The sequence below is a fragment of the Thermanaeromonas toyohensis ToBE genome (genome assembly GCF_900176005.1).
Classification (GTDB): domain Bacteria; phylum Bacillota; class DSM-521; order Neomoorellales; family Neomoorellaceae; genus Thermanaeromonas; species Thermanaeromonas toyohensis.
Genome location: NZ_LT838272.1, coordinates 3,323,730 through 3,334,024 on the forward strand (window position 1 = coordinate 3,323,730; position 10,295 = coordinate 3,334,024).

The window sequence follows — 10,295 nt, forward strand, 5'->3', positions numbered from 1 at the left end:
AGAACCTAGCCCTTTTCTTCCTGAAATCCTTGGAGAAGCCTAGCCGGAGGCCCTAGTGTTCGAGCGGCCGCTAGGGCTGCTGCATAAACTTCCTTTAAAGGGAGGCCCTTCTCCTTCGCTAGGCGGTAGCAGGATTCAAATTCCGGGGCTACATTAAAGATCGCTTCCCCTCCATGGGGCGGGCGGAAGACCCCCCACTTGACCAGGATCTCCCCGTACTCAGTGGAGACAGCGCAGACTTCCCGCCTAGCTACTAGCCGGACTTCTTCCCGCACACGCAAGCCCAAGGTGCTGGAATGGCGGAACAAAGCTAAAGCTACGCCCTGCAAGTTAGCCGGGGAGCATAGGGCGGTAAAAATAACTCCCGGCCGCCCTTTCTTCATCTGGACCGGGGTAAGAAAGGCATCTACAGCCCCCGCAGCTAAAACCTCTTGCATTAAAGAGGGAAAAAATTCGGGATTCATATCATCGATGTTCGTCTCTACTACTAGGATCTTATCCCCTGGGGAAAGGATGTCCCCCTGCTCAAAGCCTGGCCAGGTTTCACCTAAAAATATACGTAACAAATTAGGCCGGCTTAAAGCGGTCTTGCCTGCCCCATATCCACAGGCTAAAAGCTTCATAGGAGGTAACGGGCCGAAGGAAGAAGCCAGGGTAGTTACTAGGGCTGCCCCTGTGGGAGTAACTAGCTCTACCTGAAGTTGGCTACCGTAAACCGGGACACCTTCTAAGAGATAAGCAGTAGCTGGAGCCGGTACGGGAAGTTCGCCGTGCCGGCAATGGACCCAACCCGATCCCAAAGGTAGAGGCGAAGAATAAACTAAATTTATACCCAGGAGGTGAAGGCCCCAGCAAGTACCAACAATGTCGATAATAGCATCTACAGCCCCCACCTCGTGAAAGTGGACAGCTTCTGGCGAAATACCATGCACGCGTCCTTCAGCGGCGGCCAGGCGTTCGAAAACAGCCCTGGCCTTTTCCTGTACAGGAGCAGGTAGGGAAGAAGCCTGGATTAGGGCGAGAATATCCTTAAGATGGCGTTCTGGCTGAGGACCTTCAACCATGACCTCCACATCTATGGCTTCTATTCCGTGCTGGCGAACACGCTTAAGTTTAAGCTGCCATCCTTCCAGGGGAAGGGTTTTAAGCCCGTCCTCTAAATCTTTAAGATTTAGCCCGCAGGATAGCAGGGCCCCTAGAAACATATCCCCACTTATTCCAGAAAAACAATCTAGGTAAGCCACCTTCATTGTCCCACCCCTTCCCCTTGTGGTGGGAGAAGTTCGTTCATGCTCCCGCTACGGTAGCCCTCCAGATCTAGGGTTACGTAAATGAAGCCCAGGTTCTTTAGGAAGGTAATAATCCTTTCCCTCACCCCTTCAGTAATTAATAAAGGGAAAGCTGCGGGATGTACTTCCAGCCGGGCTATAGGGCCGTGGTGCCGCAAGCGCACCTCCTTAAGGCCTAGGCTATGCAGGAAGGCCTCTCCGGCTTCTATCTGCTTTACTTTTTCTGGAGTGATAGGTTCACCATAAGGGATGCGGGAAGATAGGCAAGCCATGGCGGGTTTGTCCCAAGTAGGTAGCCCATAATAGCGGGAAAGCTCTCTTATTTCCCCTTTAGTAAGCCCTGCTTCCAATAAAGGACTCCGGATACCGTATTCTCTAGCTGCTCGCATCCCAGGGCGAAAGTCACCCAGGTCTTCGGCATTAGAACCGTCCACCACAGCTTTAAACCCCTGCTCAGCCGCTACGCTCCTAAGTTTGCTAAAAAGCTCGCTCTTACAATAATAACACCGGTCGGCAGGATTAGCACAAAATTGGGGATTTTCCATCTCCTGGCTTTCTATTATCAGATGTTCCACCTCTAGGCTTTGGGCTATCTTTTGAGCCTGTTCAAGTTCAGATTGCGGGTAGGTGGGAGAAGTAGCGGTAACTGCCAGGACGCGTTGGGCGGTTTCTTTGGCCACACGCAACAGAAGGGTGCTATCTACACCCCCCGAATAGGCTACTACTACACTGCCGAGCTCGCTCAATATCGATTTAAGACGCTCTAATTTTTGATTAAGTTGTGGGTCCAGCATAGCTTCCCCTGGCTTAAAAACTTGACTGTTTTTGCCTCCAGCCAAGACGGCTACCAAACCAGGTGTTCGCCTCCTTATTTTAGAATATAGGTTTTAAAAGTAGGGTAATGTTTCACGTGAAACATTCCTCTCGTTCCCCAATCTCCTGTCCTAATAATTGCAACAGGCGCTCTAACTCCCCATCACTATAATAATAAATTTCAATGCGTCCGCCTTGACGTAAAGGGCGAATTTTAACTGTTGTACCCAACCTGGCCTCCAAAGTCTCTGTAACCGCCTCCAGTTCCCAGTCGGGCTGGCGGCGTTTCTTTTCCGCACTGATCCCTGGCCCGGTAACCCCCTTCCTTTGCCACCGTCGTACCAATTCTTCTGTTTCCCGCACGCTTAGCTTCCTATTTACAACTTCCGCCGCCGCCCGCACCTGCAGTTCCGGATCCTCGAGGGAAAGGAGGGCCCGGGCATGACCAGCCGAAAGCTGTCCCTGGCGCAACATCTCCTGCACCGCCAGCGGCAACTGTAACAGACGCAGGGCATTGGCAATGACCGGCCGGCTTTTGCCTACCCGGGAAGCTATCTCCTCCTGAGTAAGCCCATACTCCACCAGCAAGGCTTGGTAAGCTTTAGCTTCCTCCAAAGGATTAAGATCTTCCCGCTGCACATTCTCAATCAAAGCTATCTCCCGCACTTCTCTCTCATCTAGTTGTCTAACCAAGGCGGGGATCTCCCTTAGGCCAGCCAACTGGCAAGCCCGCCAGCGCCGTTCCCCAGCCACTAGTTCATAACGCCCCTCCCCTAAGGGCCGCACTACAATGGGCTGGATTACCCCGTGGGCGCGGATAGAATTCACCAGTTCCTCTAGCTTCTCTCTATCAAAGTCTTCCCGGGGTTGGTGTTTTCCAGCCACAATGGTATCCACAGGTAAAAGCTGTACCCCGCTTGTCCCTTCTTTATCCTTAAGTTCAGGCAATAAGGCCCCTAAACCCCGACCCAGCCCGCGCTTAACCATTAGCGAGCACCTCCTTAGCTAATTCCCGATAAGCCTCGGCACCCCGGGAACGAGGATCGTATACAGTTATAGGCTGGCCGTAGCTGGGGGCTTCACTTAGCCTGACGTTCCGGGGGATGAGACTCCTAAAAACCTTATCTCGAAAATATCCCTTGACTTCCTCTACTACTTGAATAGCTAGATTGGTCCGGGGGTCAAACATGGTAAGCACTACCCCCTCCACTTCTAAGCCTGGGTTTAAATGCCTGGATACCAACCGCACTGTGTTCATGAGTTGACCTAGCCCTTCCAGGGCATAATACTCACACTGGATGGGAATTAGAACCCGATCAGCAGCAGTCAAGGCATTAAGGGTAAGGAGGCCTAAAGAGGGAGGGCAATCAATAAGGACAAAATCGTACTCTTCCCTGACCCTAGCTAACGCCTTCTTTAGCCGCTCCTCCCTGGAGACAGCGTTAACCAGCTCCACCTCGGCTCCAGCAAGCTCAATGGTGGCCGGAGCCAGAGCTAAATTGCGTATTGTCGTAGGTACTATAACCGCCTCCAGGGGCACTCCTTCAATCAGCACCTCATACACCGAATGTTCGAGCTGGAAACGGTCTACGCCTACCCCACTAGTAGCATTGCCCTGGGGATCGATATCCACCAGAAGAACCCTCTTCCCCTCCTCAGCCAAACAAGCGCTCAAATTAACCGCTGTAGTTGTTTTCCCTACCCCGCCCTTCTGGTTGGCTACGGCAATAACCCTCCCCAAATAATCCTCCCCCCTCTTTATACCCCACACCTTGCCTAACGAAACCAACTTATCTCTTCTTTAACTTTAACCTTTAGCCCCACCATTTACTATATCAAAAATCTCCCCTCCCCTTAAAGGGGTCTCTTAGAGGGGATTCCTGCACGCCTAGGCCAGGCGGGAGAAGTAGGAATGGTTTTGCGTATAATAACTATCTTCCTCTCTTCGCCTACCCCCGGTAACCGGCCTCTCCAGATACCCTCTACTTCCCCACCCACTAAACTTAAGGCCCGCCTAGCCTCTTCTACTTCTTCCTCAGCTCGGGGCCCCTTATAGGCCACCAGCTTCCCTCCTAACTTTAAGAGCGGTAATCCATATTCTACCAAGACCCGTAGCTCCGCCACGGCCCGCACTAAAGCTAAATCGAAGGATGCCCGCCAATTTTCCTTTTGCCCTAGTTCCTCAGCCCGGGCCACCTTACAAATTACATCCTGTAATCCCAACTCCCCCAATACCCGCTGCACAAAAGCTAATTTTTTGTGCTTACTATCCACTAAAGTTACGGATAGGTCCGGGCGATAAATTTTTACCACCAGGCCAGGAAGCCCTGCCCCCGTACCGATGTCCACCACCCGAGCACCCTTTGGAACATCAAGGGCAAAAAAAAGGAGAAGGGAATCTAAAAAATGTTTCCTCCAGATCTCCTTCTCCTCCCGTATAGCGCTAAGGTTAAGGCTCTCCCCAGCCTCTTTAAGCATCCTCCCATAGCGGTAAAGGAGCTCTGCCTGGGAAGCCTCTACCGGCAAACCTTGCTCTTCCAAAAAACGGCGTAGCTCCTCTATAGACCCTCCTTGGCTAGCCACTAAAAGGCTTCCTCCTCACTTAAGACCTGGCTCACTTAGCGACTTGTAGCCCTTCTTTATCCAGGGATAGACGCCGTCTCTGTTCTAAATAAACTAACAATAGGCTCACGTCTGCAGGGGTAACCCCTGGAACACGTAGGGCCTGCCCGATGGATTCTGGCCGTACCTTGCTTAGCCTCTCCTGGCCTTCCCGGGATAAACCCTTTATCTGGTAATAATCTATATCTGGCGGGATGCGCCGACCTTCTAAACGGGCCATCCTTTCTACCTGCGCCTTTTCCTTAGCGATATAGCCTTCATATTTTAAAGAGATCTCTACCTGTTCCGCCACCAGAGGATTAAGCTCAGGGAACAGCCCCTTAGCCTTAAGATCACCTAAACTAATATGGGGCCGCTTTAAAATATCTGCCAGGCTTACCGGCCCTTTAAGGGGGGGTTCTCCTTTTTCTTCAAGCAATTCTTGCAGTTCCTCCGTCTCCGGACCCACCTGCCGCGTACGGAGTTCTTCTAAGGCCCGATCTATAGCTTCCTTCTTACGACAAAAAGCTTCAAAGCGGGCCGCATCCAACAACCCCACTTTATAACCCTTTTCGGCCAGGCGCAGATCCGCATTATCTTCCCGCAAGAGCAACCTGTGTTCAGCCCGGGAAGTAAGCATCCGGTAAGGCTCAGTCACCCCGCGCGTTACCAGATCATCGATGAGCACCCCGATATAACCCTCGGAACGGCTAATAATCAGGCCCTCTTTTTCCTTAGCCAGGCAGGCAGCATTGATCCCAGCCAAAAGTCCCTGGGCAGCCGCTTCCTCGTACCCTGAAGTACCGTTTATTTGTCCGGCTAGGAACAGGCCTGGTATATCTTTACATTCCAAAGTCAGCTTAAGCTGGGTAGGATCCACGTAATCATATTCGATGGCATAACCGGGCCGTACCATTTCCGCCTTCTCCAAGCCCCGTATGCTATGCAGAACCTCAATCTGCACATCTTCAGGAAGGCTGGTGGAGACTCCTTGCACGTACATTTCATCGGTACCTAGCCCTTCCGGTTCTAGAAAAACCTGATGGGCCGGCCGATCGAATCTTACTACTTTATCCTCAATGGAAGGGCAATACCGCGGCCCCCGCCCCTCAATGAGTCCAGTAAACAAAGGAGCCCGGTGCAAATTGTCCCGGATAATAGCGTGGGTTTTTTCATTGGTATAGGTCAACCAACAGGGCACATTGGGCCGGCCAGGCGTCTCCTCCCAAAAGGAAAAGTAGAGAGGACCCTCATCACCTGGTTGCTCGATCATCTTAGAAAAATCAACCGAGCGACGGTTCACCCGTGGCGGAGTCCCTGTCTTAAAGCGACCCATTCTAAGGCCCAGCTCCCGAAGGCTTTTAGCCAGCTCTATCGAGGGGAACTGGCCATTAGGGCCACCGTCGTAGGCTACATCACCAATTATGATACGGCCCCTCAAATAAGTCCCTGTAGTTACCACTAAGCTACGGCAGCTAAAAAAACCACCCGTCCGGGTTAGCACCCCTTTAACCCGACCACCTTCAGTTACCACCTGGGTAACCGTAGCCTGTTTAAGCTCAAGATTAGGCTGCCTAAGGAGGGTCAAAAGCATAAGCTGCTGGTAAAGTTTCTTATCTGCTTGCGCCCGCAAGGCCCTGACAGCTGGGCCTTTACCCATGTTTAGTCTGCGTATCTGGATCCGGCTCCGATCCGTGTTTAACCCTATCTGACCCCCCAGGGCATCTACCTCCCGTACTAAATGGCCTTTGCCTGGACCACCCACCGAGGGGTTGCAAGCCATCATAGCGACAGCTTCTAAGCTTAAGGTTAAAAGCAGGGTGCGACAACCCAAGCGAGCTGCAGCCAAAGCCGCTTCACACCCGGCATGGCCGGCTCCCACTACAATTACGTCATAACTCCCAGCCTGGTACATCTCCCCTTCCCTCCTTTCTCACTTTCCCAGGCAAAACTCGCTAAAAATACGATCTAAAATTTCCTCCCGCGCTGTCTCCCCGGTAATCTCACCTAAGGCCTCCCAGGCTCCTTGCAGATCGACACTCACTAGGTCCCAGGGTATCCCTTCCGACCATCCCCGTAGAGCGTCCTCTACATGCTCTAAAGCCCTTTCCAGGGCTACTTTATGCCTTTCCCGCAATAACAGCGGTTCTCCCGGCCCTCTCAAAGCCCGCCCGCTTAAGATGAGATCCCGTATCTTCCGACCTAACTCCTCCAACCCCTCTCCTGTCTTGGCAGAGACGGCTACCCACGGGCACGACCCAGCCAATCTTTCTAAAGAGCCCGCGTCCACTTCTAAAACCGCATCTACCTTATTACCTACAACTATCAAGGGCTTATCCCTTAAGCTTTCCGCAATCTCTGTATCTTCCTGGGTAACCCCCACCGTCAAATCCACAACTAACAATACCAAGTCCGCTGCGGCAGCAGCAGCCCGGCTCCTAGCTATGCCCAGCTCTTCTAATCCATCCGCTGCCTGCCGCCAGCCGGCAGTATCCACGAGCTCACAAGGAAAGCCCCCTAGCTGCAAGATCTCCTTTATGGTATCGCGGGTGGTACCAGGTATATCGCTGACAATGGCCCGTTCTTCCTTTAAAAAGGCATTTAGAAGGCTAGATTTCCCCACATTAGGCCTTCCCACCAGGGTTATTTTAATTCCCTGGCTCAAAATTTTACCTTCCTCCCAAGTAGAAAGCAAACGCTTTAAGGCTTCTCTAGCCTTATTTAGCCTTTCCTTCTCTTCCCTACCTGGGTCGCCTACCTCTTCTGGAAAATCGAGACTAGCTTCTATAGAAGCTAATACCCCGGTAATTTCATCTTTGATCTCTTTAACCTTCTTGGAAAGACCGCCCTCCAGCTGGTTTACAGCGGCAGCCAACCCCGCTCGGCTACGGGCTCGTATGATATTTAAAACCGCTTCTGCTTGGGCCAGATCTAGCCTCCCATTGAGATAGGCCCGGCGGGTAAACTCTCCCGGCTCGGCCAACCGGGCGCCAGCCTTCAATACCGCCTCCAGCACCCGGGCACAGGCCAGGGGTCCCCCATGGCAATGGAGCTCCACCACATCTTCCGCCGTATAACTGCGCGGGGCCCGCATCACCAGCGCTAGGACTTCATCCACCACTTCCCCTGTTTTAGGATCCAAGGCTAACCCCAAGCGTACCCGGTGAGTACATGTCTCCTCTAAAGATGGCCCGCGCTTAGGCCGGAATACCCTAGCAGCTATCTGGATGGCTTCCGGCCCGCTTAGCCGGATTATACCAATACCCCCTTCCCCTAAGGGAGTAGCTATAGCGGCTATGGTATCCTCCAGCAACTTCCCTTACCTCCGCACTTAAATTTTAGACAGCCTAAAATAACACAAAGCCCAGTAATACCCGGATATGTATTACTGGGCTACTTAAAATTTGACTGCCGCCCTTTCGCCTTTTATCCCTTCCTTAAGGAGATAACCACCTTCCGGTGGGGTTCCTCTCCCTCGCTATAAGTGATAACCTGGGCATCGTTCTGCAAAGCAGTATGGATAATCCTCCGCTCCTGCGCAGTCATGGGCTCCAATACAACCTTATTACCCGTGCGTTTAACCTTTTCGGAAAGCCGGCGGGCTAGACGTACCAGAGCCTGTTCTCTCCTTTTCCGATACCCTTCAGCATCTAAAACAATGCGCACCCGCTGGCCTATAAGCCGGCTTACTGCCAGATTAGTCAGATACTGGAGGGCATTTAAAGTTTCCCCCCGGCGTCCTATGAGCAAGCCAAGCTCACGGCCGTGGAAGCTAACTAAAAAATAATCCTCGCGCCGGCGTATCTCCACACCCGCTTTCAAAGCCATAGCCTTAAGCACCTTCTCTAAAAACTCTTTGATAACCTTTTCTGGATTCTCCAGTAAGCTTACCCTGACCTTGGCTTGGCGGGAACCTAACAGTCCTAAAAAACCTTTACTCCCTTCTTCCAAAACCTCCACTTCCACTTCTTCTCTCCTGGCTCCTAAAACCTGAAGGGCCGCCTCCACAGCCTCCTGTACTGTCCTCCCGGTCATCTCCACAGCCTTCATTTAGTACTGACTTCCTCCTTCGCTAACCCCGGCTGCCTACGCAATAACCACTGCTCCAAGATGCCCATAAGACTAAACACTACCCAGTAGAGAGCCAACCCGGCTGGAAGCTGGCTGCTCATCCAACCGATAATTAGAGGCATAACGATAAGCATGGTCTTTTGCGACCCGTCCTGGGGATTTATCATACTAAGTCGCTGTTGCAAAAAGGTACTTAAAGCTACCAACACCGGCAAGAGAAAGTAGGGATCTGCTTGACCTAAGTTAGGAACCCAAAAGAAGTTGGCATGCTCCATTTTTACAGCCGGGTTCCGCGCTGGATTAAAAAAATCCCGTAAGGCAGCAAATAGGGCAAACAAAATGGGCATCTGAACAAGTAGCGGTAAGCAGCCGCCTAAAGGATTTATTTTTTCGGCCCGGTAAAGTTCTAGCATGGCCTGCTGGGCCTTCTGCGGGTTGTTTTTGTATTTTTTCTGTATCTCCTGTACCTTAGGTTGCAGCTCCTGCATCCGCTTTATAGACTTTAACTGCTTATAGGTTAGGGGGGACAGCAATATCTTTACGGTTACGGTAAAGAAAATAATGGCCAGACCATAGTTAGGTATACCCAGAACCCCTGTAATTCTATAGAAAAATTGAAGCGATTGCGATAGAAAATCTACCAATCCGCCCAAGATACCCCTTTATCCTCCTTTTGCCCTTTAAGGCACCGGGTCATATCCACCAGGATACCAGGGATGGCATTTCATAAGACGCCTTATAGTAAGCCAACCACCCCTTAAGATTCCATACCGCCCCAAGGCTTCTAACGCATAATTTGAGCAGGTAGGATAAAAACGGCAACGTGGTCCCCACCAAGGTGAAAAAAACCGCTGGTAAAGTCTTATCATTAAGATAATAATCTTAGCCAGGTTCTCCCGCCTCTCTTTCCGAGTTCACCAACAGTTTAGCCTTCTCACTTAAAATTAATACCTCTTCCATTACTTCCTTAAAGCACAATTCCTTAATCCCTTCCCGAGCCACTAAAACTATATCAAACCCGGGCCGAAATAACTTTAACTGCCGCCGACAGGCTTCCCGCAAAAGCCTTTTACAACGGTTGCGCACTACAGAACGACCTATCCGTTTAGAAACGGAAAAACCGAAACGAGTAAGCTTTCCACCGTTAGGACGAAAGTACAGGACTAAAGCTCTGCTTCCCACCCTCCGCCCCTGGCGGTAAACCCTTCGGAATTCAGCTGCCTGGGTAATCCTGCGGGCGGCCGGAAGCATATCTTGCCCCCCTGGTAAAAATGTTATAAGGCCTCTTGCGGCCTTAAGCAGTTAAGCGCTTTCTACCTTTACGGCGGCGCCTCCTTAAAATCTCCCGTCCTGCCCTAGTGCTCATCCGCTTAAGAAATCCATGCACCCTTTTACGGTGCCTACGCTTTGGCTGATAAGTCCTTTTCAACCCCTTCCCTCCCAAAAATTACTCTAAAATTAAATTACTCCAAATTACACCTTAATAACCGATATCTATATATAAAGTTACGCCTCATACTT

General features: G+C 51.4%; 12 protein-coding genes. All 12 read right to left on the bottom strand.

The genetic code is table 11. The features are described from left to right. Positions 1 to 5 precede the first annotated feature (5 nt). Positions 6 to 1,250: a nickel pincer cofactor biosynthesis protein LarC gene (larC, locus tag B9A14_RS16790; protein ID WP_084666952.1), complete on the bottom strand. Its 1,245-nt coding sequence runs from the start codon at positions 1,248 to 1,250 to the stop codon at positions 6 to 8. Then, positions 1,247 to 2,140 (bottom strand): ATP-dependent sacrificial sulfur transferase LarE, encoded by an 894-nt coding sequence (gene larE / locus B9A14_RS16795; RefSeq protein ID WP_277995832.1) that lies wholly within the window; start codon positions 2,138 to 2,140, stop codon positions 1,247 to 1,249. Before larE ends, larC begins: the two co-directional genes overlap by 4 nt. Before the next feature lie 55 nt (positions 2,141 to 2,195). Continuing rightward, positions 2,196 to 3,089 carry a ParB/RepB/Spo0J family partition protein gene (locus B9A14_RS16800; protein ID WP_084666953.1) on the bottom strand — a complete coding sequence of 298 codons (894 nt, stop codon included), beginning with the start codon at positions 3,087 to 3,089 and terminating at the stop codon, positions 2,196 to 2,198. Then, positions 3,082 to 3,843, bottom strand: coding sequence for a ParA family protein (locus B9A14_RS16805; protein ID WP_084666954.1), 762 nt, complete (start codon positions 3,841 to 3,843; stop codon positions 3,082 to 3,084). Before B9A14_RS16805 ends, B9A14_RS16800 begins: the two co-directional genes overlap by 8 nt. 113 nt (positions 3,844 to 3,956) lie before the next feature. Next, complete coding sequence (gene rsmG, locus B9A14_RS16810) at positions 3,957 to 4,685, bottom strand: 16S rRNA (guanine(527)-N(7))-methyltransferase RsmG (RefSeq protein WP_084666955.1); 729 nt, start codon at positions 4,683 to 4,685, stop codon at positions 3,957 to 3,959. A gap of 31 nt (positions 4,686 to 4,716) precedes the next feature. After that, positions 4,717 to 6,618, bottom strand: coding sequence for a tRNA uridine-5-carboxymethylaminomethyl(34) synthesis enzyme MnmG (mnmG, locus tag B9A14_RS16815; protein ID WP_084666956.1), 1,902 nt, complete (start codon positions 6,616 to 6,618; stop codon positions 4,717 to 4,719). 18 nt (positions 6,619 to 6,636) lie between these two features. Then, positions 6,637 to 8,016 carry a tRNA uridine-5-carboxymethylaminomethyl(34) synthesis GTPase MnmE gene (mnmE, locus tag B9A14_RS16820; protein WP_084666957.1) on the bottom strand — a complete coding sequence of 460 codons (1,380 nt, stop codon included), beginning with the start codon at positions 8,014 to 8,016 and terminating at the stop codon, positions 6,637 to 6,639. A gap of 113 nt (positions 8,017 to 8,129) precedes the next feature. After that, on the bottom strand, positions 8,130 to 8,753 hold the full coding sequence (gene jag / locus B9A14_RS16825; RefSeq protein WP_084666958.1) for an RNA-binding cell elongation regulator Jag/EloR: 624 nt from the start codon (positions 8,751 to 8,753) through the stop codon (positions 8,130 to 8,132). Beyond that, a complete protein-coding gene (locus B9A14_RS16830; RefSeq protein ID WP_084666959.1) occupies positions 8,750 to 9,427 on the bottom strand; it encodes a YidC/Oxa1 family membrane protein insertase in 678 nt (225 codons plus the stop codon). The genes jag and B9A14_RS16830 overlap by 4 nt, the downstream gene beginning before the upstream one ends. 27 nt (positions 9,428 to 9,454) lie before the next feature. Beyond that, complete coding sequence (gene yidD / locus B9A14_RS16835) at positions 9,455 to 9,643, bottom strand: membrane protein insertion efficiency factor YidD (protein ID WP_231967857.1); 189 nt, start codon at positions 9,641 to 9,643, stop codon at positions 9,455 to 9,457. 13 nt (positions 9,644 to 9,656) lie between these two features. Next, on the bottom strand, positions 9,657 to 10,025 hold the full coding sequence (gene rnpA / locus B9A14_RS16840) for a ribonuclease P protein component (RefSeq protein ID WP_084666961.1): 369 nt from the start codon (positions 10,023 to 10,025) through the stop codon (positions 9,657 to 9,659). A gap of 43 nt (positions 10,026 to 10,068) precedes the next feature. Beyond that, entirely contained in the window at positions 10,069 to 10,203 is a 135-nt protein-coding gene (gene rpmH, locus B9A14_RS16845; protein WP_084666962.1) for a 50S ribosomal protein L34, read from the bottom strand. Positions 10,204 to 10,295 lie beyond the last annotated feature (92 nt).

Coding starts and splice junctions, on each gene's coding strand:
- rnpA (WP_084666961.1), bottom strand. CDS start 10,025: ATGCTTCCGGCCGCCCGCAGGATTACCCAGGCAGCTGAATTCCGAAGG.
- larC (WP_084666952.1), bottom strand. CDS start 1,250: ATGAAGGTGGCTTACCTAGATTGTTTTTCTGGAATAAGTGGGGATATG.
- jag (WP_084666958.1), bottom strand. CDS start 8,753: ATGAAGGCTGTGGAGATGACCGGGAGGACAGTACAGGAGGCTGTGGAG.
- B9A14_RS16800 (WP_084666953.1), bottom strand. CDS start 3,089: ATGGTTAAGCGCGGGCTGGGTCGGGGTTTAGGGGCCTTATTGCCTGAA.
- yidD (WP_231967857.1), bottom strand. CDS start 9,643: ATGATAAGACTTTACCAGCGGTTTTTTTCACCTTGGTGGGGACCACGT.
- mnmG (WP_084666956.1), bottom strand. CDS start 6,618: ATGTACCAGGCTGGGAGTTATGACGTAATTGTAGTGGGAGCCGGCCAT.